The following is a 26,053-nucleotide window of genomic DNA, read 5'->3' as shown; positions in this document are numbered from 1 at the left end:
ACATCTCGTTGCGTCCGGACCGATGCCGGCAAGTTCAGCTACATAGCGCCCGTTGCCGTTTCAGCCAACGCGCCATCACCGGTTCGATTGTCGCACGCATAGCTGTTGGGGCCAAAAGGCGCCCGTGGCACCTTCAGGCGCCGAACTCGGCGCGGAAATCCTCAAGCTTGCGCTTCTGCTGGCCTGCGGCATCGAAATTGGCCGGATCGAGCCAGGCGTCGTAGGCCTTGAGCAAGGCCGGCCATTCCTTGTCGATGATCGAATACCAGGCGGTGTCACGGTTCTCGCCCTTGGTCACCATGTGCTGGCGGAAGATGCCCTCGAACTTGAAGCCGAAACGTTCGGCCGCCCGCTTGGACGGTTCGTTGCGATTGTTGCACTTCCACTCGTAGCGCCGATAGCCGAGCTCGAAGATGTGGCGCGCAAACAGGAACTGGGCCTCGGTTGCCGCCGGCTTGCGCGAGACGATGTCGCTCCAGTAGATGTTGCCGATCTCGATGACGCCGAAATTCGGGTCGATGCGCATCAGGGTCTGCCGCCCGGCCATCTTGCCGCTGGCCTTGTCGATGACGACGAAAAACAGCGGGTCCTCGCTCGCCGCCGATTTTTCGAGCCAGGGTTGGAAATCGGCGCGGGTCTGCGGCTGGGTGTCGAAGAGCCAGCGGAAGCGGCCCTCGGCATCTTCGGCGGTCGCCATTTCGTACAGGCGTTCGCCGTGTCTTGCGGCGTCGAGCGGCTCCAGGCGGACATACCGTCCCTCGAGATTTATGCGCTCGGGGCGCGGCCGCGGCTTCCAGTCCTGCAGGTTCTCGGACAAGGACGTCTCCAATTCGTTTGACATGGTCGCCCCAACTCTCGCAAAAATCCGGTGCCCCCAACAGAACCAGACGGATAGCCGGAATGCTCCACACGATTGCCGCCTTCGACCGCCTCGGCGAAGAAAATGCCTTTGCCGTATTGGCCCGCGCCACGGCCCTGCTCCATGAGGGGCGCGATATCGTCAACCTGGGCATAGGCCAGCCCGACTTCCGCACGCCCGAGCATATCGTCGAGGCCGCGATCAAGGCCTTACGTGATGGCCATCACGGCTACACGCCGGCCAATGGCCTGTTGGCAACGCGCGAGGCGGTGGTGCGGCGCACCCTTGCCACGACAGGCGTCGAGGTGTCGCCGGAGAGCGTCATGATCATGCCCGGCGGCAAGCCGACGATGTTCGCCGCGATCCTGATGTTCGGCGAACCGGGGGCTGAAATCCTCTATCCCGACCCGGGTTTCCCGATCTACCGCTCGATGATCGAGTTCACCGGCGCAACACCGGTGCCGGTGCCGATGCGCGAGGCCAACGGCTTTGCCTTCTCGGCCGAGGAGACGCTTGCACTGATCACGCCAAAGACGCGGCTCCTGATCCTCAATTCGCCGGCCAATCCAACCGGCGGGGTGACGCCGCGCGTCGAGATCGCCAAGCTGGTCAAGGGCCTCGAAGCCCATCCGCATGTCGCAATCATGTCGGACGAGATCTACGACGTCATGACCTATGACGGAGAACGCCACGTCTCGCTGCTGACCTACCCTGAAATCCGCGACCGGCTGATCGTGCTCAACGGCTGGTCCAAGACCTGGGCGATGACCGGCTGGCGCATGGGCTGGTCGATCTGGCCGAATGCGACCGTAGGTGGCCGCCTCTACGACAAGGTGCGCAAGCTCGCCGTCAATTGCTGGTCCTGCGTCAACGCGCCGAGCCAGTTCGCCGGCATTGCCGCCATCGACGGCCCTCAGGACGACGTCGAGCGCATGATGCGCGCCTTCGACAACAGGCGCCGTATCGTCGTCGAAGGCCTGAACGCCATACCGGGCATTTCCTGCGTCACGCCGAAAGGCGCCTTCTACGCCTTCCCCAACATCAGCCAGACCGGATGGAAGGCCAAGAAACTGGCTTCGGCCCTGCTCGAGGACGCCGGCGTAGCGCTGATCGGCGGGCCGGACTTCGGCATATTGGGTGAAGGCTACATCAGGCTGTCCTACGCCAACTCGGAAGAGAACATCCTGCGGGCGCTGGAACGCATCGAGGCGTTCCTGGCGAAATAGCCGGCGTTTCGATCTGCGCCTTACTCGGCCGGCAGCGTAGGCGTCGCTGCCGTGCCGGGCCGGTACGGCGTCAGCGTCGGGATGACCATCGGAACGTGGCGGGTATAGTCTTCATACTCCGGGAACGTCGCGCGGAGGATGCGTTCCTCGTTGACCATGCGGCGGTACTGCAATGCCCACCACAGGATGAAGAGCAGGGCAGACCAGATCGACCAGCCGGCGACAACCGCGCCGAGCGTCGTGACGGCTTCGGCAGCGTAAAGCGGGTGCCGGACGATCGCATACGGCCCCTGGACGACCAGTTGGCGGGCGGCGGCCATGATCGAGAACGAACGTCCGAGATAGATCACGCACCAGATCGACAAGACAGTACCCGCAACCATCAGGCATGAGGCAAAGATGCGCAGGCCGATGCCTGGGCTTCCGGTCGGCAGGACGACGAGGAACATCAGGCAGAACGTGCCGGCGATCGCCGTCAGGCGAGGTTCGATGCCCGATGATACGTTCTTCGGCGCGTGCCGGATGACGGTGAGGAACACGATCAGGGCAAGGAAGACCAGGCCCGCGACGCGCGACGCGAGCACGAAGCCCCAGAGATCGATCTGCTCCCGCATCTGGACGGTCGCGATGATCGAAACCGCCTGCATGATCGCCAGGTACAGAAAGATCGAAATCATCAGGCCCTTGCCGGCCACATCTTCCAGGCGGCTGTTCATTTCTGGGTCTCTCCGATTGCGGAAGGCAGGCTGACGTCGTCGAGCGGCTTTCCGGCCACAAACGGGTAGGCCAGCTGCTCGTGATAGAGCTGAGGCACCGGATCGTCGGTGCCGTATTTCGACGGCATGCGGTCGGGCATGTAGAGCGTGCCGCCGATCACGTCGAGGAACGGCAACTGGCCGGCGAAGTTCTTGTCATAAGCCTGGCGCTCATTGGCGTGGTGCCAATGATGGAACTTCGGCGACGCAAAGATCCACTTCAACGGGCCGAAGCCGATGCGGGTGTTGGAATGAACCAGCACCGACTGCCATTGGTAGATAACCGCATAGATGACGATGGCCGCAGGCGAGAAGCCGAGCGCGAACAGCGGCAGATAGGACGCCGACTTGGTGAGGATCTGGTCGACCGGATGCACCCGGTGCCCAGCAAGCCAGTCCATCTCCTCGATGCTGTGATGGACGGCATGAAACCGCCACAGGAACGGCACGGCATGGAAGGTGCGGTGGGCGAGATAGAAGCCGATATCGGCGAGGATGATCACCTCGATCGTCTGGAGCCAGATTGGTTGGCTGCGGACTGCCGCGCCTACGCTCCCCGGCACGATGTAGCCAAGGCCGACCATCATGAGTGCAACCACCGACAGCAGGCCGATCTTGATGACGATGCCGTTGAACAGGAGGTAGAAGACGTCGTTGAGCCAATGGCGGCGCAGCGTCTTCTGCTCCTCGTGATGCGGGACCAGTTGCTCGAGGGGGATGAAGATCAGCGCGATGACGAGAAGCGCCTTCAGATCCACCAGATCGCTCAATTGCATGCCAAAATCCGCCTTCAGAAGCCACTTCGACGCGTAAGCACCGTTGTGTACTACTTCTGGGTTAACGGCTGTTTGCGACGGACCGGGGGATTGTCGGGATTTGACCGGCCGCCTCAGCCGCGTCCGACATAGGGCATTTTGGTTGCCATGACAGTCATGAACAACACGTTCGCGTCAAGCGGCAGGCTGGCCATGTAGACGACGGCCTCGGCGACACGGGCGACGTCCATCACGGCTTCCGCAGCGATCGAGCCATTGGCCTGCTGCACGCCCACGGACATCGGCACGGCCATCTCGGTCAACGCATTGCCGATGTCGATCTGGCCGCAGGCGATGTCGAACGGGCGGCCGTCGAGCGCCAACGTCTTGGTGAGACCCGTGATGGCGTGCTTGGTCGCGGTGTAGGGCACAGAGCCGGGGCGCGGTGCATGGGCAGAGACCGAGCCGTTGTTGACGATGCGTCCGCCCATCGGCTCCTGTCGTCGCATCGCCGCGAAGGCTGCCCGCGAGCACAGGAAGGTGCCGGTGAGATTGACGGACACGACCTCGTTCCAGGCCTCGACCGGGATTTCGTCGATGGTCGACGCCTTGTAGCCCATGCCGGCATTGTTGAAGAGCAGGTCGACGCGGCCGAAGGCCTCGGTGATGGTCTCGAACATGTCGTCGACCTGGTCGGGCCTGGTCACGTCGCAGACGATGGCCAGCGCCTTGGCGTCTGTCTTGCCGGCGTCTCGGATCGCTTCATCGAGCGCATGCTTGCTGCGGCCGCAGAAGACGGTGTTCCAGCCCTCCTTGAGCAAGGCTGTCGCCACAGCCTTGCCGATGCCCTTGCCGGCGCCCGTAACCACCGCAACCCTGTTGCTTGCCATGATGAAGCTCCTCCCTGCGCATGACCGATCGCCGGCGGCAGATCATTGGTAGCGCGAGCAGTCTAAAGCACGGCCCCGAAAATCGAAATAGACGGCGCGCCGTTGGCAAAGGGCCAGAACGGACCTGCGCGTCGGTCATCGAGGATTGGGTGCGTTGGTGAGGATAAGACACACAAAAAGGGCGGTCATTGGCGACCGCCCAGTCTTTGATCGAACCGTGCTTGGGAGGAGGAGAGCCGATCCGAGTAAGAAAATGATGCGCCCGGGCGGTTAACAAATCCTTAACGCAAAAAAACGCCTTTTAGGCACCGCCCGGCGCCTCCCGGTCTGTTACCAGCGCGGGTTGACTTGCGGATTGGCCGATGCCTCGACGACCGGCACCTTGACGCTCGAAACCGTCGCCTCGATGTGGTCGACAAGCGCGTCCGGCAGTTGCAGCCGGCCGGCGAGCAGGTCGAGATAGCCGCGCTCGGCGCGGGTGTCAGGATCGATGGCCAGGCGTGAGGCGGTGTAGAGCTCGACCTTCTGTGCCTCGGTCTGGGCCGCAGCGACGATCGCGTCGAGATCGAGCGGCGAATTGAGCTCCTCCATCAGGAACTGCTCGGCGTCGGAGCCGATGCCCGACAGGCTGAGCTTGTCGCCGATCTTCTTGCGCTCGTCATCGTCGATATGGCCGTCAGCCTTGGCGGCGGCGATCATGGCGCGGATCAGCATCAGCGCGAACTCGGTCTCGCCCTGTGGCGCCTGCGATGGGTGGAAGGAATTGTCGGACGGCGGCGGCAAAAGCTGCGGCTCGGCATCGGGGGCGGCAGTTGCCTGCTCGGGCGCATTGCCGGCCTTGTAGTTCTGGTAGGCCTTGTAGGCCAGGCCGCCAATGGCCGCGAGACCGCCGACCTTCAGCGCCGTGCCCGCAACCTGGCGGCCGGCACCGGTGCCGAGCAGCACGGCAACCAGCGCGCCGGCCGCAAGCGGATTGTCCTTGGCGAGTTGGGTCGCCTGCCCGGCCTTGTCGCGCACGGTGGAGCCGGTTCCCGGAATCTTGGAGCCGAGGAGATCGTCGAGCAGCTTTTTGGGGTCGAACATGGATGCCTCCGGTTGGAATATCGGTCGCCGAGAGGTAGGCGGACGATCAAGACATTACAATGACGCCCGTCAATTTGGCACGGTCGTCAATTTGGCGAGATCGGCCGGAAGCGGAGGGCTAACTGCCGATATGAGGGCTGGAGCCACGCTTTTCCGCCAATTCCACCTGGCGATGGCGCTCAGCATAGCGCGCGCGGTCTTCGTCCGTGCGGGCATCATGGCAATGCGGGCAGGACACGCCCGCCTCGAATGTCGGCGACAGAAGCTCTTCCGGCATCAGCGGATGCCGGCAGGCGCGGCACAGCTCGGCCTGCCCTACGACAAGCCCGTGCGACACCGACACACGCTCGTCGAAGACGAAGCACTCGCCCTTCCAAAGGCTCTCTTCGGCCGGCACGTCCTCGAGATATTTGAGGATGCCGCCCTTGAGGTGGAAGACATCATCGAGGCCGATCGACTTGACGTACGCCGTGGCCTTCTCGCAGCGAATGCCACCGGTGCAGAACATCGCCACCTTCTTGCCTTCGAGCTCGCCGCGATGGTTTTCGACCCAGGCCGGGAACTCGCGGAAACTCTTTGTCCGCGGATCGACAGCGCCGGAAAAGGTGCCGATCGACACTTCATAATCGTTGCGGGTGTCGACGACGATGGTGTCGGGATCGGAAATCAGCGCGTTCCAGTCGCTCGCCTCGACATAGGCGCCGACGCTGGCGAGCGGATCGATACCCTCGACGCCCATGGTGACGATTTCGCTCTTCAGCCGCACCTTCATGCGGTGGAACGGCATCTCCCCAGCCGTGCTGTACTTGACCTCAAGACCGGAAAATTCCGGCATGGCCTCGAGATGGGCGATCAGCTCGGCGATCGCCTCTGCGGTGCCGGCGACGGTGCCGTTGATGCCTTCGCGTGCGAGCAGCAGCGTCCCCTTGATGCCACGGCCGCAGCAGAAGGCGGCGAGCGGCGCGCGCAAAGCCTCGTAACCCTCGAGCCGGCAGAAGCGGTAGAGGGCGGCAACGCGGAAAAGAGACTGCGGTGTAGACAGGTTCATCGCCGAGCCACTAACGCTTTGGCCATTTTTTTTCAACGTGCAGCTGAAAGCGGAACGATTACAGTCTGTTGTCGATTCGACCTGCGCCCAGCGGTAAAATCTTTTTCCACCGGACGCCTGGATATGGAGAAGACCGCGCATGTTCAGCAGGCAAACGGCAACGGAAATCGAAAAGGCGGCCAGCGAGTTCGGACTGGAGCCGGCGGCGCTGCTGGCCATCGCCGAGATCGAGAGCGCCGGCCAGGTATTCGCCAAGATCGACGGCCGCAACGAACCGCTGATCCGTTTCGAGGGGCACTATTTCGACCGCAGGCTTTCCGGCGCAGCGCAGGAGCGTGCCCGCGCCGAAGGGCTGGCCTCACCGAATGCGGGTGCAGTCGCCAACCCGCGCGCCCAGGCAGCGCGGTGGCAGATGCTCGAACGGGCAGCCTCCATCGACCACCAGGCCGCCTATGAATCGACGTCCTGGGGGCTCGGTCAGGTGATGGGGTCGCATTGGCAATGGCTCGGCTTTGACGATGTCGATGCGCTTGTGACCGAGGCACGTTCAGGCGCCGCCGGCCAGGCCCGGCTGATGACGCGCTATCTCGACAAGGCGGGGCTGACAAGTGCGCTGAACGATCACGACTGGGAAGCGGTCGGCCATGGCTACAACGGACCCGGCTTCCGCAAGAACGGCTACCATCTCAAGCTGGCGGAGGCCTACAAGCGGCAGATCGACGGCCCTGCCCCCGGCGACCTCACCATGATGGTCGGAACGCGCGGTGAGTTGGTCACCGAACTGCAGGAAGCGTTGGTTGCCCTGGGCTATCCCGTCGACACGGACGGCATCTACGGCCAGGGCACTGCAGCCCAGGTCAAGCGTTTCCAGGCTGATCATGGCCTGGGCGCCGATGGCATCGCCGGTCAGCGTACCCAGGCAGCCATCATCCAGGCTCTGTCTCTTGGCAACCGCCACTTGTGGTCGAGCCTCAAGCGCTGGTTGGCCGGCATTTTCCGCCAGGCATAGACTGCTTGCGCTCTAAGGCGTAGGGCTTCGGCGACAGCGACGGCCTTCGACCCACCGCGCTCATTCGGGGCGCAACACCATGTCGCCAAAGGCTTCGTGGACTTGGAATGGCGGGTCTGTTAAATCGGTTGAAAATTGACAGCGGAGTGAGATGCCATGACCAGCAAAACCCAGAAACTGCTTGCGCTGCTGGATGGCCAGCCGGTCATTCCTGTGCTGAAGATCGAGCGCGCCGCCGACGCCGTGCCGCTGGCCCGCGCGCTGGCGCGAGGCGGTCTCCGGGCGATCGAGATCACGCTCAGGACCGATGAAGCACTGGAATGCATCCGCCGTGTCGCCGCCGAGGTCGAGGACTGCATCGTCGGCGCCGGTACCATCCTCAGCGCGCGCCATTTCGACGAAGCCGTCGCCGTCGGCTCGAAATTCATCGTCAGCCCCGGCCTGACGCGCGAGCTGGCAGCACACGCCGCGCAAAGTGACGTGCCGCTGTTGCCGGGCACCATCACGCCGGGCGAAATCATGGGCGCGCTTGAAGCCGGGCTCGACTTCCTGAAGTTCTTCCCCGCGGAGCAGGCCGGCGGCGCATCGTTCCTCAAGGCACTGGCCTCGCCCATTGCCGGAGTAAAATTCTGCCCGACCGGTGGCATCTCGGCCAAGAACGCCAGGGATTATCTCAGCCTGCCGAACGTCGTCTGCGTCGGCGGCTCGTGGGTCGCCCCCGACGACATGGTCAAGGCAGGCGACTGGGCCGGCATCGAGGCGCTTGCCGCCGAAGCGAACAAGCTGCGCAAGAACTGAGTTTCTTGCCTTGGAGCAATTCCAGGAAAAGTGTGCAGCGGTTTTCCGTCCGCAATGCACAAAAACAAGAAGATAGAGAGATTCCACGATTCGAAGAAACGCGGAAACGCTCTAGCCCCCAGCGGGAAAAGGTGAGACCAAAAACAAAAAAGCCGCGCAGGTTTCTCCGCGCGGCTTTTTGATTGTCTTGATGTTGATCAGTTCGTCGAGAACCGGGCCACCGAGAGGAATTTCACGGCTGTGCCGGAGAACTTGTGGGCACTTGCCGACTGGTCGCCCTGCTGGAAGCCCGCCGTGTAAACCTCGGTCGGAGCCGTCCGAACCATGTTGTAGGCAAAGCCGGGCGCCTTGGTGTTGGTCGTGACCGTCGTCACCTGCGTGCCGCTGCGCAGTGCCCAGCGTGCGGCGTCGGGCGCAGCGGCAACGACCACGGCCTTGGGATCCGGCTTGGCTTCCTGAGCCAACGGGCGGGCCGACTTGCGCGTCGTCTTGACGTTGCCACCGACGGCCGCGGCAGGGTCGGTGCCGGCCGAGGCAGTGGCGATCGCGTTCTTGGGCGTTGCAGCTGCAGGAGTTGCGGTTGCAATTGCCTCGGGCTGGTCGAAGACCGAACGCGGCTCCGGCTGCGGCGCAAGCGAGGCGATCTCAAGTTCGTCCTGGGCGGACTCGTCTTCGGCGGGAATGTCGTTCGCAGCGGCCAGGGCAGCTTCAACGGTCATGTCCTGCGGACGGGCCGACGGCAGCGGTGCGTCGACGTCGCTGGCAATTGCAGGCGCGTCATCCGTCGAGGCCAACGCCATCAGCACGTTCTGGCTCTCGGGCTTGAGCTCGGCCGGCGGAGTGTGGTTCGGGCGCCAAGTCGGCAGCGGCACATTGGCTGCGATCTGCTGCTCGACGGCGGTCGGCTGCTCACCTTCGGCCAGCGGTGCCGAAGCAGCACCGAACGGCACGTTCTCGGCGGTCGCCATGCCAACCTCGGCCTGCGGCCGCGGGGCTACACCTGGCAGTGGAACGCTGCGCGCCGGCAAGGCCGCGATGATGGTCTCGGGCGCTTGCTGGTCAGGTGCCTCTTCGGCCACCTGTGGGATCTCGGCGCGCTGCGCATTCTCGGGCGCCACGATCTGGATGCCGGGCAGCGCCTTCTGAACCGGTGCCTCCGCTGGTATGGCCTTGGTCGGCGCCTTCTTGGGCTGAACGGCGGCCACTGCGATTTCGCCGGTATCCTCTTCCTCGTCGGCACCACCGCCGAACAGCGCGGCAAACAGGCCGCCGCTACGCTTGGCAGGCGTCGCACTGGCAAGCACGAAGTCACCGCTCGCCTTGCGCGACTGATAGGAGGCCAAAGCCTGCTCGAAGCCGGGCAGCGGCTTGCCGTCGCTCGGCACGTGCAAGGTCTTGCCCGATGGGAACACCGCGACGAGTTCCTTGCGGCTCATGCGTGGCCAGTGGCGCACATTGCCGACGTCCATGTGGACGAAGGGCGAACCAGAACGCGGATAATAGCCAACGCCGCCGGCCTGGACACGCAGGCCCGCGTCACGCAGTTTCTTCAACGGCACGCCCGGAATGAAGAAGTCCATCGCCTTGCCGAGCATGTGCTGGCTTTTTTCCGCAACGCCGCTGGAGCGGCTGCGCAGCAGCGAATTGGTCGCCGGCGAGCGATAGGCGGAGACGACGTGGATGTAGTCACGGGCACCGGAGGAACGATAGGCCTCCCAGACCACGTCGAACAGACGCGGGTCCATCTTGGTCGGCTCGTTGCGGCGCCAGTCGCGCAGGAACTGATTGAGCTTCTTGAGGCCAGCCTGATCATAGCGGCCATTGCGCTTGAACGTGATCTCAGCCCGCTCACCCGTGTGGGTGTAGTACAGCTTGAGTGTCCGCGTTTCGGCGGAGGCTGTCGCCTGAGAGGCTGTCAGGAAACCAAACGTTAGCATCGCGGCTGTAAGCCACTTCTGCCAACCATTCGATTTCGAGCGACGCCCTTCGGTGTTCTCGATCCTATTCAAATCAAAAGGCCCTGTTAGGCTGCCATCTGTCCCCGGATTTGAAGCCCGGACACGATTACGGATTCGCGTCCGAATATCGATCCTAATGGTTAATCACTGCTTATTGAAGGCGAAATGCGGTAACACCATGGCGATATCCCAGCAAAAAGGAATCGCACCTTTTCATGGTAAACCACTGGTTTAAACCACAAAAACACCACTGAACAAATACGCACGAAACTGTAGTGCGCTGCGCCCCGCAAGCGACACGCAAGCTTTAAATCAAAATCAGCGGCAACAAAATTTCAAGAGGCCAACCGCTCGCTGCGACCGGTTTCGGGATCGATGCCGTATTCCTTGAGTTTACGATACAGCGTCGAGCGGCCGATTCCCAGCCGCCGGGCGACCTCGCTCATCTGGCCGTTGTAGTGATCGATGGCGAGCCGGATCATCTCCAACTCGACATCGGCAAGCGCCCGGACATTGCCGCGCTCGTCGAGCGCACGCAGCATTCCCGGCCGAAGCCGCTCCGGTGCCGGCGGCTGAAGGGCTGCGGCAGACGTCGGCCTGTCCACGACGATCTTGGCCGCCGCGGGCACGGCTTCGCCGCCAAGATCGACCACGCCTTCGACCTGGGCGCGGATCTGCGGGAACTCGTCCTCGGTAAGGATATCGCCCTCGGACAGCACGCAGGCGCGGAACACCGCGTTTTCGAGCTGCCGGATGTTGCCCGGCCAGTCATAGGCCTGAAGCAGCCCCAGCGCACCTTCCGAGATCATCGGTATGCGGCCATGCGGACTGGCGGGCGCGACACGCGAGATGAAATGGCTGACCAAAAGCGGGATGTCGTCGCGACGGTCGCGCAGCGGCGGCACGAAGATCGGATAGACGTTGAGGCGGTAGAAAAGGTCCTCGCGGAACTTGCTGTCCTTGACCTGCTGCAGAAGATTGCGGTGCGTCGCCGAAATCAGCCTGATGTCGACCTTGACCGTGGCGCGGCCGCCGACCGGATCGACCTCGCCCTCCTGCACCGCGCGCAACAGCTTGACCTGCACGTCGAGCGGCAGGTCGCCAATCTCGTCGAGGAACAGCGTGCCGTGGTTGGCCTCGACGAACTTGCCCGGATGTTTCTCCGTCGCACCGGTGAACGAGCCTTTCTCATGGCCGAACAGGATGCTCTCGACGAGATTGTCGGGAATGGCGCCGCAATTGACGGTGACGAAGGGTTTCGAGCGGCGGTCGCCGGAGCCCTGGATGGCGCGCGCCACGAGCTCCTTGCCGACACCCGATTCGCCCTCGATCAGGATCGGGATGTTGGAAGCTGCGGCCTTCTGGCCGAGTCGGATGACACGGTCCATGGCCGGGCTGCGGGTGACCATGTCGCGGAAGGTGAGCAAGCCGCTGCCGCGGCGTGCCGTACGGCGCACCTGGTCCTCGACCGCTTCGACCTTGAGCGCGTTGTCGATTGCCGCAGCCAGCCGGTCTGGCGAGGCCGGCTTGACGACAAAGTCGAAGGCGCCGTTGCGCATCGCCAAAACCACGGTTTCGATGCCGCCTTGGGCGGTCTGGACGATGACCGGAAGGGCGATGCCGCGCTCGCGCATCGCCTTGAGCACGCCGATGCCGTCGAGCCCGGGCATGGACAGGTCGAGGATGATCACGCAGATCTCGCCCGCGCGGGGTCCGTCGAGCATGCGCAGCGCGGCTTCGCCGCCGTCGACAGTTATGGCGGTGTGGCCGAATTTCGTCACCGCGGCGTCGACGAGGCGACGTTGTACGGGATCGTCATCGACTATGAGAATCGAACCTGCCATGAATGTCCGCAATATGCCCGCAGTTGCTGATTGGATGTGGATCATCCTGGCACAGGGTTCTAAATAAGGTTTCAAGAAAGCCGGTGAACGAATCCCTTAGGATTGAATCCAACCGGTCAAAGTCAGTGAAAAGGAAGACGCAATGCGTTGGAATTCCAGGCAACAGATGTCGGCCACTGCCTCCGCCGGGAGCGCGGCAGGGCTGGGCGAACTGCCCGAATGGAACCTTGCCGACCTCTATTCCAGCATGGACGCGCCGGAGCTTGCCCGCGACCTCGAGAAAGCCTCGGCCGATGCCGTTGCCTTCGAGGCGCGCTGGAAAGGTACGCTTGCCATCGAGGCCGGGCGCGGGGGCGCCGGCAAGCTCGGCGAGGCGATGCGCACCTATGAGGCGCTGGAAGAGCTGGTCGGCCGCGTCGTTTCCTACGCCGGGCTCGTCTATGCCGGCGACACCTCCGACCCCAAGCGCTCAAAGCTCTATGGCGACGTGCAGGAAAAGATGACGGATGCCAGCGCGCATCTTCTGTTCTTCGCGCTCGAGCTGAACCTGGTCGATGACGACCTCATCCTCAAGGCGCTCGATGCCGACCCGGCTTTCGGCCATTACCGTCCCTGGGTGCTCGACCTACGCAAGGACAAGCCCTACCAACTCGAAGACCGCGTCGAGCAGCTGTTCCATGAAAAGTCGATCACCGGGCGCGGCGCCTGGAACCGGCTGTTCGACGAGACCATGACCGACCTGCGCTTCAACATCGGTGGCGAGGAGCTGGCGCTCGAGCCGGCGCTGAACATGCTCCAGGATCCCGATGGCGAGGTTCGCAAGGCAGCATCAGACGCGCTTGCCGCGACCTTCCGCAAGAATCAGCGCGTCTTTACGCTGATCACCAACACTTTGTCCAAGGACAAGGAAATCTCCGACCGCTGGCGCGGCTTCGAGGACATCGCCGACTCGCGCCACCTCGCCAACCGCGTCGAGCGCGAGGTCGTCGACGCGCTCGCGGCAGCCGTCCGCGCCGCCTACCCGCGCCTGTCGCATCGCTACTACAAGATGAAGGCCAAGTGGCTCGGCATGGAGGTGATGAACCACTGGGACCGCAACGCGCCGCTGCCCGAGACGCCGCAGGCGACGATCGGCTGGGACGACGCCAAGGATACGGTGCTGACCGCCTACCAGCGCTTCTCGCCCGAAATGGCCGAGATCGCGCGTGACTTCTTCGACCGCCGCTGGATCGACGCCCCGGTCCGCCCCGGCAAGGCGCCGGGCGCCTTTGCCCACCCGACGGTGCCGTCGGCGCACCCCTACGTGCTGCTCAACTACATGGGCAAGCCGCGCGACGTGATGACCCTTGCCCACGAACTCGGCCACGGCGTGCACCAGGTCCTTGCAGCCGGCCAGGGCGCCCTGATGGCCTCGACGCCGCTGACGCTTGCCGAAACGGCAAGCGTGTTCGGCGAGATGCTGACTTTCCGCTCGCTGCTCGACCGCACCACGGACAAGCGCGAGCGCAAGGCGATGCTGGCGCAGAAGGTCGAGGACATGATCAATACGGTCGTGCGCCAGATCGCCTTCTACGAATTCGAGCGCAAGGTCCATTCCGAACGCAAGAACGGCGAGCTGACCTCGGACCAGCTCGGCCAGTTCTGGCTCGAGGTTCAGGCCGAGAGCCTGGGGCCGGCGATCAAGCTGCGCGAAGGCTACGAGGTGTTCTGGTCCTACATCCCGCACTTCATCCACTCGCCCTTCTACGTCTATGCCTATGCCTTCGGCGACTGCCTGGTGAATTCGCTCTATGCCGTCTACCAGAATGCCGAGCGCGGCTTTCAGGACAAGTATTTCGAGATGCTGCGCGCCGGCGGCACCAAGCATCATTCGGAGCTGCTGAAACCGTTCGGGCTCGACGCCACCGATCCCGCCTTCTGGCAGAAGGGGCTTGCCGTCATCAGCAGCCTCATCGACGAACTGGAAGCGCTGGACTGATCGCGTCCCCAGGCAACTGTCATGACTGGTCCCCACTCCCCCTTCGTCCTGTTCAGGGACGACCCCGCCGGCCGCGAGGTGCTGTTCGAGGCACCGCGCGAGATCATCGTTGCCCAGGACGCTGCGGATTTTTTCCCGGCATTGCAGGCAGCCCAGAAGGCGCACGAACAGGGCAAGTGGCTCGCCGGCTACTTCTCCTACGAGGCCGGCTACCTGCTCGAACCGAAGCTGCGGCCGCTGCTTCCCCGCGGCCGACGCGCGCCGCTGGTCTGCCTCGGCGTGTTCGACCAGCCGTCGGACAACGACCGTCCGGCATCGCGCGCGGCCGTCACCAACGGGCCGATCTTCGATGCACGGGCGACATGGTCGGAAGCGGACTATGAGCGCCGCTTCAACAAGCTGCACCAGCACCTGCGCCAGGGCGACTGCTACCAGGCCAACCTGACCTTTCCGGTCCAGGCGCAGTGGTCGGGCACCCCGCTAGACGCCTTCGACGCCTTGATTGCCCGGCAGCCGGTGAAATATGGCGCGCTGGTCTCGCTCGGCGGCCCCACGGTGCTGTCGCGCTCGCCCGAACTGTTCTTCGAGATCGACAGCGACGGCTGGATCGAGACACATCCGATGAAAGGCACCGCCCCGCGCGGCAAGACGCCGGAAGAGGATGCCGCCCTCAGGGAGTTCCTGCGCAACGACGAGAAGAACCAGGCGGAAAACCGCATGATCGTCGATCTGCTGCGCAACGACATCTCGCTGATCAGCGAAGTCGGTACACTCGACGTTCCCGAGCTGTTTCGCATCGAGAGCTACCCGACGGTGCACCAGATGGTCAGCACCGTGCGGGCGAAGCTGTTGCCCGATCTCAGCATCGAGCAGGTCTTCGCGGCTCTGTTTCCGTGTGGCTCGATCACCGGAGCTCCGAAAATCCGCGCGATGGAAATCCTGCGCGAACTGGAGAGCACCCCACGTGACGTCTATTGCGGCGCCATCGGCTGGATAGCGCCCGGCGGCACGATGCGCTTTTCGGTGGCGATCCGCACCATCACGCTGCATGAGGACGGCGAGGCCGTCTACAATGTCGGCGGCGGCGTGGTGTTCGATTCGACTGCGGAAGCGGAGTATGCGGAATGTCTTCTGAAAGCACGCTTCGCCACGGGCACGGTTCCGGCTTCGACCTGATCGAGACGATGCGCTGGGAGCCGGCTGGCGGTTTCCTCCGCGGCGATCTGCACCTTGCCCGGCTCGAAGCTTCAGCACGGGCCCTTGGCTTCGGCTTCGACCGCGAAATCGTCGGGCAAAACCTGAAACGTGCAGCCACCGGCGACGCTGCCTTGCGGGTCCGGCTCGCCCTTGCCGCCGACGGCAGCACAGACGTCACCACCCAGCCATTCGCAGCGCTTGCGCCTGATGCCATGTGGACGATACGCATCGCCGCGACTCGTCTCGACAGCTCAAATCTGCTGCTGCGCCACAAGACCACGCGCCGCGAAGCCTATGACCGTGCCCGCGCCGAGTTTTCCCGCGAAAAAGCCGACGAGATGATCCTGCTCAACCAGGCAGGAAACGTCTGCGAAGGCACCATCACCAGCATCTTTGTTGATCTTGGCGAGGGTGGACCACTCGGGACGCCTGCACTTGCTTGCGGCCTGCTTGCCGGGGTTTTGCGCGGCGAAATGCTTGAGCGCGGCGAAGCCGTCGAGACCATTTTGAGCTTAGATGACCTTGGCGGGGCATCAAGACTATGGGTCGGGAATTCGCTACGCGGGTTGATACCGGCAAAGCTGGTGCGAGGTTAGGTTTGACTCACCGCGATAGTCGACTACATTGTTCCCAGGTGCATTTGTAGAGCCTGAACATGGCCAGCGAATCCAAATTCTCTATCAGCCTGCCCGACGATCTGCGCTGCGAAGTAGACGATTATGCAACGCTGACGAGACGTTCGCGCGCCTTCATCATCAAGGAAGCAGTGGCCGCTTATGTCGGAGACCAGCAGGCCTATCTCGCCAGCGTGCGCGAGGCCGAACGCGAGGCCGATGAAGGCACATTCGTGCTGGGAGAAACCGTGACGGATTGGCTGGCGTCATGGGGATCCGAGAGTGAACTGCCAGCTCCAGAAGCAGGCGCCGCCGAGACATGACGCTACGCATCCTTCCCCGCGCCGTCCGTTATCTCGCCGAGCTCCGCACAACCATTGCCGCTGATGACCCAGAAATGGCGCAGAAGGTCGGCGAGCGCATCATCAAGGCGCTGCGGCTGATCGAGGAGCGGCCCGACATCGGGCGCCCGACCGCCGGTCGCGAGTCCGTACGCGAATGTGCGGTGCCCGACCTGCCCTATTTCATTCCGTACCGCGTCAAGGACGGCAACATAGAAGTGCTGCGTGTCTACCACACCAGGCGCAATCGCCCGCCGCAGTGGCCGACCACCCTGTGATCCCTGCGCATACGCCTTACGACGGCACCTCCAAACCTTTCGCCATCGGACTGAAACAGGCCGAAGCGCGCGACTGGATCGAGCTGGACGAGCATCTCGAAGCCTATCTCGCGGAGAAGGACCGGCTCTACGCCGAGATCCCCGACAAGGTCTTCGTCGCCGAGCCTGAGACGCGTGCGGCCCAGCAGGAGGTGCTTGACCTTCTGGTCGCGCACTTGGTCGAGCGCTATCCGGAGACCTATCACCTCGAAGGCGGGCGCTGTGTGATCGCAGGCTCCGGCCGCTCCGTCGACGTCACCAACGCTGGCGACAACCCGTTGATTGCCGCGTCAAAACTCGTCCAGGAAGACCTGATCCTGATGCGGCAGGGTGAAAATGGCTGGAGGCTGGCCGCCGGTTCGCTGTGCTTTCCCTCGTCGTGGCGGCTGACCGAGAAGTTCGGCAAGGCGATCCACGACATTCACGGCCCCGTCCCCGGATTCGGGCCGGGCACTCGCATGAACGAGCTGATCGCCCGCATGTTCGACAAGCTCGCGGTCTTGGTCGAGCGCTTCAACTGGTCGGTTCAGGCCAATGGCGAGCTCTATCACCCGCTGTCCGATCGTCAGCGTTTAGCCCGCTCGGCGGAAACGGATTCGACCTTTCCCTGTGCCGACGTCGCCGCCCACGCCTTCATCCGCGTCGAACGCCAGACCCTGCGCAAGCTGCCCATCTCAGGTGATATCCTTTTCACCATCCGCATCTATCTCGACCCGCTGGCGGTGCTTGCGCGCAATCCCGACAGGGCCCAACTGGCCCCGTCTTTCGCCGGACAACTGATGAGCCTCGACCGGGATCAGCTCGACTACAAGGGCCTGACCGCCGACCGCGACAGGTTGGTCGGTTTCCTCAACGGCATCGCCTCCGCCGGCTAAGAATAGCGGCATAACGTCCGGTTCCTACAGGATGTGGGAACTGGATTCGCTTTATTGTGACAAGCATGTATGGTTTAGCCGTTGAAGCCGGGTCAATCGGGGCCCGGCTCTTTTAGTGTGAGAAGGAGTGCCATAAAAAATGGCGAATGAAAAATGGCCCGTTTACGGTGAGATTACTGGTCCTGTTGTGATGATCGGCTTTGGTTCGATCGGCCGCGGAACGCTCCCCCTCATTGAACGCCATTTCAAGTTCGACAAGTCGCGCATGGTGATTATCGATCCCAGCGACGAAAACCGAAAACTCGCGGATGAGCGTGGCATCAAATTCATCCAGGAGGCGGTAACCAAGGACAATTTCAAGGCGCTTTTGACGCCGCTGCTGACCAATGGCGGTGGCCAGGGCTTCTGTGTCAACCTCTCGGTCGACACCGGTTCCGTGGAGCTCATGCATCTGTGCCGCAAGCTCGGCACGCTCTACGTCGACACCGTCATCGAGCCGTGGCTCGGCTTCTACTTCGACAACAGCGCCGACAATGGCGAGCGCACCAACTACGCGCTGCGCGAGACGCTGCTGGAAGAGCGGCGCAAGCACCCGGGCGGAACGACAGCCGTTTCGACCTGCGGCGCCAATCCCGGCATGGTCTCGTGGTTCGTCAAGCAGGCGCTGGTCAACCTGTCCAGGGATCTCGGCCTCGACTTCGAGGAACCGGCGACCAACGACCGTGACGGTTGGGCCGCGCTGATGAAGAAGGCCGGCGTCAAGGGCATCCACATCGCCGAGCGCGACACCCAGCGCACCAAGAATCCCAAGCCGATGAACGTGTTCTGGAACACCTGGTCGGTCGAAGGCTTCATTTCGGAAGGTTTGCAGCCGGCAGAGCTCGGCTGGGGCACCCACGAGACCTGGAAGCCCAAGAACGCCAAGAAGTTCAAGAAGGGCACCAAGGCTGCGATCTATCTCGAGCAGCCCGGCGCCAACACCCGCGTTCGCACCTGGTGCCCGACACCCGGCCCGCAATACGGCTTCCTGGTCACCCACAACGAGGCGATCTCGATCTCCGACTTCTTCACCGTGCGCTCGAAGAAGGGCAAGGTGACCTACCGCCCGACCTGCCACTACGCCTACCATCCCTGCAACGACGCGGTGCTGTCGCTGCACGAGATGTTCGGCGCAGCCGGCAAGGCACAGCCCGTCCATCACGTGCTTGACGAAAACGAACTTGTCGACGGCTCGGATGAACTCGGCGTGCTGCTCTACGGCCACGACAAGAATGCCTACTGGTACGGCTCGCAGCTGACGCTCGAACAGGCGCGCAAGCTTGCGCCTTACCAGAATGCCACTGGCCTGCAGGTCTCGTCAGCCGTGCTCGCCGGCATGGTCTGGGCGCTCGAAAATCCGGAAGCCGGCATCGTCGAAGCCGACGACGTCGACTACAAGCGTTGCCTCGACGTGCAGAAGCAGTATCTCGGACCGGTCAACGGCTACTACACCGACTGGACGCCGCTTGAAGGCCGCCCCGGCCTGTTCGAGGAGGATCTCGACAAGGAAGACCCCTGGCAGTTCCGCAACATCCTGGTGCGCTGAACGCGTTGCCGGAAAACGAAAAGGGCGCCGCGAGGCGCCCTCAGACTGCTGACAAACCCCGTCGAATTTCGGCGGGGTTTTGTTTTGTGGGTTGATTGAGCTTTTGGATTGATTTCGGGGAGCAGATGCCGGTGCCGTTGCGAGCCGGCTTTGGCCTCATGCGAGGCTTGGTTCTGGCTTTGGCCAGAGGCTGATTGCGATCTTTTTCATGTTCTGGGCGGCGGCTGCGATCAGGCACTGGCAGGCGACGCGTGTTCGCCCTCGGAAGCGGGCATAGCGATGGCCGAGGAGCTGCTTGGCATCGGCGAAGGATCGCTCGACCGTCTCCTTGCGGCGTCGATAGATCGCCTTGCCCCATGCGGTTAAGCGGTTGGCATCGACCCGCTCGCGGACATCCTGCCAGACATGGCGCGTGATGGTGCGCTCGGCCTTGGCGTTTGATGTGCAAGACGCCAGCAGCGGACAGTTGCGGCAGATCGTCGGGTCGCTCCTGTAGTGGCGATAACCGCCGCGATCGGTGGTGGCGTAAGTGAGCAACTGGCCCTGCGGGCAACGATAGCCGTCAAGGTCCGGCTCATGGACGAAAGCGCCCTTCCTCATCTTGCCAGGCTTTGGCCGGGTCGGGTTGCGATAGCCGACGACACCGTGGATGTTGCTGTCCTCCAGGCCCTTGGCGATGCCTGGCGTGGCATAGCCGGCATCCAGCCCCGCCGCCGTGACATCGAAGCCGAAACGCTCCACCTGGCGGTCGAGCCGGTCGAGATAGACGATCGAGTCATGCACGTTGGCCGGCGTGGCAAACGTGTCGGTGATGATGCCGAAGCCGCCATCCACCGTGCGGTGATCGAGATAAAAGAAGCCCTTCGGCTTGCCCTCGCGCACCATATAGCCTGCCTCAGGATCGGTGCGCGAGACCTTCGTCTCTTTCACCGCAGGCTGCCGCTCCTGCTCCTTCAGCGCCTTCTGGCGTGCAACGCCCGTTCGGCATCGATCGCCCGGTCGAGCTCGCCCCAGTAGTCGGCACGCGACTTGGCGACCATGGCAAGGTCGTACTTGCCCTTGTTGGCATTGGCCTTCAGGTGCGTGCTGTCGGTGTAGAGCACCGTGCCGTCGACCAAGCCTGCCCCGATCGCCTGCTCGACAATGCGGTCGAAGATCGCCTGCGCGATCGTCTCGTCCTGGTAACGCCGGCGTCGGTTCTGCGACAATGTCGAGGCGTCGAACACCTTGTCCGTCAGCTTCAGCCGCAGGAACCACCGGTAGGCGACATTGACCTCGATCTCTCGCACCAATTGCCGCTCCGAGCGCACCCCGAACAGGTAGCCGATGAACAGCGCCTTGAACATCAAAGTCGGATCAAGTGGCGGGCGACCATTGTCGGCGCAGTAAAGCGGCGCTGTCAGATCGTGGATGAACGAGAAATCGATAACACCATCGATCTTGCGCAGAAGGTGATCAACTGGAACCAGTTGATCGAGCGTGACGATCTCAAGTGCGGTTTGTTCAGGGCCGGCTCGCTTCAACATCACCCACTGAATCACAACCCCCCAACTCTCGCCAGGGGTTTGTCAGCAGTCTGAAGGCGCCGCGAGGCGCCCTTTTTGCTTGCTCGCGGAGGTGGAGCTACTTGCGCAGCTCGGCCTCGATGTCGTCGAGCGCCTTGTCCTTGCCGATGCCGGTCAGGAAGGCGAGCCCCTTGATGACTGGGACAGTCACCGACGCCGAAATGGGCGTGGTCGACACGATGAGGTCGACATTGTCGGCGAGGCTCGGCACTTCGGTCGCCTTGCACTGCATGGCGTTGAAGATCAGCCCGCGCGATTTCATGGCTTCGGTGACGGTAGCGTTGACTGCCGTCGAGGTGGCGACGCCGGTGCCACAGGCAAAGAGAACGGTCTTCTGTTTGGCCATCGAGTAAATCCCTTCCTATGGCTAGCCGAGCACTGCGCCGATGTCTTCGATCGACCTGGCGTTGCTGAGGCTGGCAAGCGCCGCCTCGCTCTGGATGGTGTCCATGATTTCCTGAAGCATATCTATCTGCTTGTCCTTGTCGTTGATGGCAAGCAGGAACACGTAGCCGACCGGCACCGCCTCGTCGGGATCTTCCATGTTGGCGAAGTCCACCGGCTTTCGCAGCACGGCCAGCGCGATACCCGGTTTCAGGACATGCTCCGGGTCGGTGTGCGGAATGGCGACATTGAGGGCGTAGCCGAGCGGCAGGCCGGTCGGCATCGTCGCCTCGCGCTTTACCACGGCGCCCGCATAGGACGGCCGGACATAGCCGAGCGCCTCGAGCTTGCCGGCAAGCAGGCGGATGACCGCTTCGTTGTCTTGTGCCTCGACCCCCAGGGCAATGGCTTGGGGATCGAGAAAGTTCATCAGGGCTCGCGCCATTCAACTACTCCAGTGTCCGAAACCGGCGGCACGCGCCGCCGGTCCGGGTTTTCGATGTCAGGCGTGTGCCGAAGCCTTGGCGCGGACGGCAGGGGCTGCCTGCTCGGCTTCATCCTCGGCGCCCGCCGCACGCTCCCATGCCGCGCTGTTGCGGCGGTAGAGGACGAACAGCAGAGCAATCACCGCCGCGAGCAGAACCAGGCCGGCGATGGCGAGGCCCTGGATCGCTTCGATGATCACGTAAGGGATCCACAGGAAGCCGTCGACGACAGAGGTGATCTGCACCGCATTGGCCGGCATCTGGAAGCCCGACGAGACGGCAGCACTTGTGAACAGCGGCGCCAGCGCGTTTGCAACATAGAAGCCGAGCGCCAGCGTGACGGTGCCGACGATGACCATGCGGAAGACGTTGCCCTTGAGCAGCGGCGCGGTCATGGCGACAATGAACGGAATGACTGCAAGATCGGCGAACAGGATGACGCGGTTGCCGGGCAGGATGACCGACAGCACGATGGCGATCGGTACCAGGATCAGCGACGACGAGATGGCGGCGGGGTGACCGATCAGGATCGCCGAGTCGAGGCCGACGAGCAGCTCACGGTCACCGGTGCGCTTGCGGACGAATTCCTGGGCGGCGTCCGAAACTGGCAGCAGGCCTTCCATCAGCACCTTCACCATGCGCGGCAGAAGCAGCATCACAGCAGCCAGCGTCATGCCCGTCGTCAGCACCTTGGACAGCACGGTGCCGAAATCGCCGGCGTTGTAGTAGGCGATCACACCAAGCACGAGGCCGATGATCAGGCCGAGCACGACCGGCTCGCCGAACACGCCGAAGCGCTTCTCGATGGTCTCGGTCGAGATATTGATCCTGTTGATGCCAGGAATGCGGTCCATGATCCAGTTCAGCACGATGGCGATGGGCAGGATCTGCGCCGAGGCCAGATGCGGCACCGACACACCGGGAATGCCGTAGAACTGCTGCACCGCGCGTGCCGACCAGTCGGCGAACAGCAGCGCAAGCGCTGCGACGAGCGCTGCGACCGCCAAGCCGTAGCCGAGGCTGCCGGTAGCGGCGGTGGCCAGCGAACCGACGAAGGCAAAGTGCCAGAAATTCCAGACGTCGACGTTGAGCGTGCGCGTCAGTCGCAAAAGCAGCAGCGCGATGTTGACGGCAATACCGATCGGAATGACCCACAGGCCGACCGACGAGCCGAAGGCAATGGCGGCAGCCGACGGCCAGCCGACATCGACGATGTCGCGCTGGATGCCGGTGTTGGTGACGATCGCCTTGGCGACGTCGCCGATCGAGCCGAGCATCAGCCCAAGCACCAGGTTGATGCCGATGAAGGCGACACCGATGGTGATGGCGGCGCGGAACGCCTTGCCCACCTTGGCGCCGAGAACCACAGCGATGATGAAAATGACGATGGGCAACAGTACCGTTGCTCCAAGCGTGTCCACGGCCGCTTTCAGGCCGGTCAGAAACGAATCCATGTTGCCTCCCCAAGGCGTCTAAGTTGCTCCAGGCACATCCCTTGCCTAGAACATTTGTGTTTTACGGCATACGAAAGTTGCATCGTTTACAAAAACTGTCAATCTACCCATGCGGTCCTGACGGCCCAACGGGCGGGCAAATCGGCCACAGTCGCAGTCAATTCGCAATTGCCCGACCGACGATGTCGGCCGGCAAAGCCTTGCCTTGAAAGCAAAATCGGGCGATTGAAGGCTGCGGACTGAGGAGAGGATTCTTTCATGACGACTTCGCGCAAAATTGCTTCGGCCGGAGTGCTTGCCTTGCTTGCGGCCGCCATTGCCGGCTGTTCGACCAGCGGCGGCGGATCTTCGGGCGGCGGTGGCGTGAGGCCAGCGCCGACGGGTGTGGAAGGTGCCTGGCTCGACGCCAAGGGCACTGGGCTCTCCACCTTTGCCGCCGGCTCGTTCCAGACGGTCGCGACCGACACCGGCCAGAAGCTCTCGGATGGTACCTACATCCTGACTGGCGCCAACTCGGTCCAGATCAACGGCACGTCGCTGATCCGCCAGTCGCCGATCAGCTTCAACTGCCTGCTGATCTCGGCCAACCAGCTCAACTGCACCAGCTCGGCCGGCCAGCAATTCACCCTGACCCGGCGTACCGCCTGACGGCATTCCAAGCCCGCTTCGGCGGGCACGGCATCTCCTTTCAGGCTTCCGGCGCGGCCGGAAGCCATGCCCGGCAAGTAAGCCGGCTTTTCGTTTCCGATTCTCCCTTGCATCCGAAAATTCGGAATGTGAACATGGCGCCAAGGAATGTGTAACATTCCGATCAAGCGAAGACGCTAAACGTCTCGCGGGGGTCATTCGGGAGATTTCATTATGAAAAGATTGGCTGCCATTGCGGCTTTGTCGGCCTCGGCATTCGGCTATTCCGCCGCGCCGTCATTCGCCGACTATACGTTGACCATCATGCATATCAATGACTGGCACAGCCGCATTGAGAGCAACAACAAGTTTGAATCGACCTGCTCCGCCGAAGAAGAGGGCAAAGGCGAGTGCATCGGCGGTGCCGCGCGCCTGGTCACGGCGATTGCCGAACAGCGCAAGAAACTCGAAGGCCAGAACGTTCTCTTGCTCAATGGCGGTGACAACTTCCAGGGCTCTTTGTTCTACACCACCTACAAGGGCGCGGTTGAAGCCGAATTCCTCAATCAGATGAAGTTCGACGCCATGACCGTGGGCAACCACGAGTTCGACGACGGCGAAGAAGCGCTGGTGCCTTTCCTCGAGAAGATCCAGTTCCCGGTTCTCTCGGCCAACGTCCACCCGAATGCCCAGTCCAAGGTCGGCGACCGCATTAAGCCGTCACTGGTGCTCGAGGTCGGCGGCCAGAAGATAGGCATCATCGGCGCCGTCACCACCGATACCCCGGAAATCGCCTCGCCCGGCCCGAACATCGCCATCGAAGACGACATCAAGACGATCACCGCCGAAGTCGAGAAGCTGAAGGCCGAGGGCGTCAACAAGATCATCGCGCTGACCCATGTCGGCTATCCCCGCGACAAGGAACTGATCGCCAAGATTCCCGGCGTCGACGTTGTCGTCGGCGGCCACTCGCATTCTCTGTTGTCGAACACCGACGCCAAGGCCGAGGGCCCCTACCCGACGATGATCGACAATCCCGAGGGCTACAAGGTTCCGGTCACCCAGGCCGCGTCCTACTCCAAATATCTCGGCGAGTTCACCGTCACCTTCGACGACAACGGCGTGGTCAAGGGAGCCAAGGGCGACCCGATCTATCTCGACAACTCGGTCAAGCCGGACGAGGCGGTTCTCGCCCGCATCAAGGAACTCGGCGCGCCGATCGAAGAGCTGAAGAACAAGGAAGTCGCCGAGGCCACCGACCTGATCGACGGCAGCCGCGATAATTGCCGTGCCCGCGAATGTGCGATGGGCAACCTGATCTCCGACGCCATCCTCGACCGGGTCAAGGACCAGGGCGTCACCATCGTCTTCCAGAACGGCGGCGGCATCCGCGCCTCGATCGACAAGGGCGTGGTGACGATGGGCGAAGTTCTCACCGTCTTGCCGTTCCAGAACACGCTCGCCACTTTCCAGCTCTCCGGCAAGGACATCGTCGCCTCGCTCGAGGCAGGCGTCAGCGAGATCGAGGAAGGCAAGGGCAAGTTTCCGCAGGTCGCCGGCCTGAAATACTCCTTCGACAAATCGGTCGCCGCCAATGCCGGCCGCATCAAATCGGTCGAGGTGATGGACGGCGGCGCCTGGAAGCCGATCGACGAAGCCAAGGTCTATACGGTCGCGACCAACAACTACGTCCGCCAGGGCGGCGACGGCTACAAGCTGTTCGCGTCGAACGCCACCAACGCCTACGACTATGGTCCGAGCCTCGAACAGGTCGTTGCCGACTATCTCGGCAAGAACCGTCCGTTCACGCCCAAGCTCGACGGCCGCATCACCGAGATCGCCGCGACCGTTGCCGCAGCGCCTGCTGCCGAGCCGGCCAAGCCGGCTGAAGCCGCCCCCGCGGCAACGACCGAAGCCACACCGGCAACGCCTGCGCTGCCGAGCGCCTCGGGCGAGATCGCCGGCACGCCTCCGACAGTCGAGCCAGCCAAGCCTGCCGAGGCAACTGCACCCGCTGCGGCGTCACCGGCTGCCGCCGGCAAGTCGCACACCATTGCCCGCGGCGACACCTTCTGGGATCTGGCCAAAACCTATCTCGGTGACGCGACCAAGTGGCAGGCGATTGCCGCGGCCAACCCGGACGCCAAGGCCGAGGACCTGCATATCGGCGGAACGCTTTCGATCCCGTCGGCAAACTGAACAGGGCTACTTGCCTGAGCAAACCCGCCCGGCATGCCGGGCGGGTTTTTACATTCCGGGCAGGAGAATCGGGCAATAGGGCAGTACGCAATAAGGTACTGGGGCGACAAAACCCTACTCCCAGCTGCCCTGTTGCCCTATTCCCTTGCAGGGTGCGGCCAGACGCGACATTGAATGCCCACCCCATTCAATTAGGTATCCCGCCTA

The 26,053-nt window shown here is 63.0% G+C and carries 24 protein-coding genes; 12 read left to right on the top strand and 12 right to left on the bottom strand.

Annotated features, from left to right (window positions below):
- Window positions 1-133 precede the first annotated feature (133 nt).
- Window positions 134-841, bottom strand: a complete 708-nt coding sequence (locus H5P29_RS11090; RefSeq protein WP_371818630.1) for a GNAT family N-acetyltransferase — start codon at window positions 839-841, stop codon at window positions 134-136.
- 59 nt (window positions 842-900) lie between these two features.
- Here H5P29_RS11090 and H5P29_RS11085 point away from each other — a divergent pair, with 59 nt between their 5' ends.
- The gene (locus H5P29_RS11085) at window positions 901-2,085 is read left to right on the top strand and encodes a pyridoxal phosphate-dependent aminotransferase (protein ID WP_154386466.1); all 1,185 of its coding nucleotides are present in this window, start codon (window positions 901-903) and stop codon (window positions 2,083-2,085) included.
- Between the two features lie 20 nt (window positions 2,086-2,105).
- On the opposite strand, the gene H5P29_RS11080 is transcribed toward H5P29_RS11085, so the two are convergent.
- From H5P29_RS11080 to H5P29_RS11060, 5 genes are all read right to left on the bottom strand, one after another.
- Window positions 2,106-2,801 (bottom strand): isoprenylcysteine carboxylmethyltransferase family protein, encoded by a 696-nt coding sequence (locus H5P29_RS11080; RefSeq protein WP_154386467.1) that lies wholly within the window; start codon window positions 2,799-2,801, stop codon window positions 2,106-2,108.
- Window positions 2,798-3,616, bottom strand: a complete 819-nt coding sequence (locus H5P29_RS11075) for a sterol desaturase family protein (RefSeq protein WP_246341061.1) — start codon at window positions 3,614-3,616, stop codon at window positions 2,798-2,800. Before H5P29_RS11075 ends, H5P29_RS11080 begins: the two co-directional genes overlap by 4 nt.
- Before the next feature lie 113 nt (window positions 3,617-3,729).
- Window positions 3,730-4,485, bottom strand: coding sequence for an SDR family oxidoreductase (locus H5P29_RS11070; RefSeq protein WP_067958423.1), 756 nt, complete (start codon window positions 4,483-4,485; stop codon window positions 3,730-3,732).
- Between the two features lie 330 nt (window positions 4,486-4,815).
- Entirely contained in the window at window positions 4,816-5,568 is a 753-nt protein-coding gene (locus H5P29_RS11065) for a tellurite resistance TerB family protein (RefSeq protein ID WP_067958420.1), read from the bottom strand.
- Between the two features lie 118 nt (window positions 5,569-5,686).
- On the bottom strand, window positions 5,687-6,616 hold the full coding sequence (locus H5P29_RS11060) for a rhodanese-related sulfurtransferase (protein ID WP_067958417.1): 930 nt from the start codon (window positions 6,614-6,616) through the stop codon (window positions 5,687-5,689).
- A 139-nt stretch (window positions 6,617-6,755) separates the two neighbouring features.
- Here H5P29_RS11060 and H5P29_RS11055 point away from each other — a divergent pair, with 139 nt between their 5' ends.
- Window positions 6,756-7,625: an N-acetylmuramidase domain-containing protein gene (locus tag H5P29_RS11055; RefSeq protein WP_067958414.1), complete on the top strand. Its 870-nt coding sequence runs from the start codon at window positions 6,756-6,758 to the stop codon at window positions 7,623-7,625.
- A 156-nt stretch (window positions 7,626-7,781) separates the two neighbouring features.
- Window positions 7,782-8,423, top strand: coding sequence for a 2-dehydro-3-deoxy-phosphogluconate aldolase (locus tag H5P29_RS11050; protein ID WP_067958411.1), 642 nt, complete (start codon window positions 7,782-7,784; stop codon window positions 8,421-8,423).
- Between the two features lie 197 nt (window positions 8,424-8,620).
- On the opposite strand, the gene H5P29_RS11045 is transcribed toward H5P29_RS11050, so the two are convergent.
- Both H5P29_RS11045 and H5P29_RS11040 read right to left on the bottom strand, forming a co-directional pair.
- Window positions 8,621-10,360 (bottom strand): DUF882 domain-containing protein, encoded by a 1,740-nt coding sequence (locus H5P29_RS11045; RefSeq protein WP_154386468.1) that lies wholly within the window; start codon window positions 10,358-10,360, stop codon window positions 8,621-8,623.
- Window positions 10,361-10,716: 356 nt separating this feature from the next.
- Entirely contained in the window at window positions 10,717-12,225 is a 1,509-nt protein-coding gene (locus H5P29_RS11040; RefSeq protein ID WP_154386469.1) for a sigma-54 dependent transcriptional regulator, read from the bottom strand.
- Between the two features lie 142 nt (window positions 12,226-12,367).
- Here H5P29_RS11040 and H5P29_RS11035 point away from each other — a divergent pair, with 142 nt between their 5' ends.
- The 7 genes from H5P29_RS11035 (at window position 12,368) to H5P29_RS11010 (ending at window position 19,132) form a co-directional block, all read left to right on the top strand.
- Complete coding sequence (locus tag H5P29_RS11035; RefSeq protein ID WP_154386470.1) at window positions 12,368-14,203, top strand: M3 family oligoendopeptidase; 1,836 nt, start codon at window positions 12,368-12,370, stop codon at window positions 14,201-14,203.
- Between the two features lie 21 nt (window positions 14,204-14,224).
- Window positions 14,225-15,379: an aminodeoxychorismate synthase component I gene (locus tag H5P29_RS11030; RefSeq protein WP_154386471.1), complete on the top strand. Its 1,155-nt coding sequence runs from the start codon at window positions 14,225-14,227 to the stop codon at window positions 15,377-15,379.
- The gene (locus tag H5P29_RS11025; RefSeq protein ID WP_154386472.1) at window positions 15,328-15,996 is read left to right on the top strand and encodes an aminotransferase class IV family protein; all 669 of its coding nucleotides are present in this window, start codon (window positions 15,328-15,330) and stop codon (window positions 15,994-15,996) included. The genes H5P29_RS11030 and H5P29_RS11025 overlap by 52 nt, the downstream gene beginning before the upstream one ends.
- 59 nt (window positions 15,997-16,055) lie before the next feature.
- Entirely contained in the window at window positions 16,056-16,337 is a 282-nt protein-coding gene (locus H5P29_RS11020) for a CopG family ribbon-helix-helix protein (RefSeq protein ID WP_067958397.1), read from the top strand.
- Complete coding sequence (locus H5P29_RS32525) at window positions 16,334-16,633, top strand: type II toxin-antitoxin system RelE/ParE family toxin (protein WP_067958394.1); 300 nt, start codon at window positions 16,334-16,336, stop codon at window positions 16,631-16,633. The genes H5P29_RS11020 and H5P29_RS32525 overlap by 4 nt, the downstream gene beginning before the upstream one ends.
- Window positions 16,615-17,547: a DUF3445 domain-containing protein gene (locus H5P29_RS11015; protein ID WP_246787039.1), complete on the top strand. Its 933-nt coding sequence runs from the start codon at window positions 16,615-16,617 to the stop codon at window positions 17,545-17,547. Before H5P29_RS32525 ends, H5P29_RS11015 begins: the two co-directional genes overlap by 19 nt.
- A 139-nt stretch (window positions 17,548-17,686) precedes the next feature.
- Window positions 17,687-19,132, top strand: a complete 1,446-nt coding sequence (locus H5P29_RS11010; RefSeq protein ID WP_154386474.1) for a homospermidine synthase — start codon at window positions 17,687-17,689, stop codon at window positions 19,130-19,132.
- Between the two features lie 156 nt (window positions 19,133-19,288).
- On the opposite strand, the gene H5P29_RS11005 is transcribed toward H5P29_RS11010, so the two are convergent.
- The 4 genes from H5P29_RS11005 to H5P29_RS10990 all read right to left on the bottom strand — a co-directional run bounded on the left by H5P29_RS11005 (window position 19,289) and on the right by H5P29_RS10990 (window position 23,020).
- A protein-coding gene (locus H5P29_RS11005; RefSeq protein ID WP_185910330.1) for an IS1182 family transposase occupies window positions 19,289-20,658 on the bottom strand; the annotation gives its coding sequence in 2 pieces (ribosomal slippage) (window positions 19,289-20,100 and window positions 20,100-20,658; 1,371 coding nt in all).
- 97 nt (window positions 20,659-20,755) lie between these two features.
- Window positions 20,756-21,043: a PTS sugar transporter subunit IIB gene (locus H5P29_RS11000; protein ID WP_067958390.1), complete on the bottom strand. Its 288-nt coding sequence runs from the start codon at window positions 21,041-21,043 to the stop codon at window positions 20,756-20,758.
- A gap of 21 nt (window positions 21,044-21,064) precedes the next feature.
- Window positions 21,065-21,526 carry a PTS sugar transporter subunit IIA gene (locus H5P29_RS10995; RefSeq protein WP_154387488.1) on the bottom strand — a complete coding sequence of 154 codons (462 nt, stop codon included), beginning with the start codon at window positions 21,524-21,526 and terminating at the stop codon, window positions 21,065-21,067.
- 57 nt (window positions 21,527-21,583) lie between these two features.
- Window positions 21,584-23,020, bottom strand: a complete 1,437-nt coding sequence (locus H5P29_RS10990; protein WP_067958385.1) for a PTS galactitol transporter subunit IIC — start codon at window positions 23,018-23,020, stop codon at window positions 21,584-21,586.
- Window positions 23,021-23,278: 258 nt separating this feature from the next.
- Here H5P29_RS10990 and H5P29_RS10985 point away from each other — a divergent pair, with 258 nt between their 5' ends.
- Window positions 23,279-23,668: a hypothetical protein gene (locus H5P29_RS10985; RefSeq protein WP_067958382.1), complete on the top strand. Its 390-nt coding sequence runs from the start codon at window positions 23,279-23,281 to the stop codon at window positions 23,666-23,668.
- Window positions 23,669-23,881: 213 nt separating this feature from the next.
- A complete protein-coding gene (locus H5P29_RS10980; protein WP_067958378.1) occupies window positions 23,882-25,846 on the top strand; it encodes a 5'-nucleotidase C-terminal domain-containing protein in 1,965 nt (654 codons plus the stop codon).
- Window positions 25,847-26,053 lie beyond the last annotated feature (207 nt).

The sequence above is a fragment of the Aminobacter sp. MDW-2 genome (assembly GCF_014250155.1).
Lineage (GTDB): Bacteria > Pseudomonadota > Alphaproteobacteria > Rhizobiales > Rhizobiaceae > Aminobacter > Aminobacter ciceronei.
The sequence above is the reverse complement of the archived record's forward strand: the minus strand, read 5'-3'. Positions and strand labels throughout refer to the sequence as shown.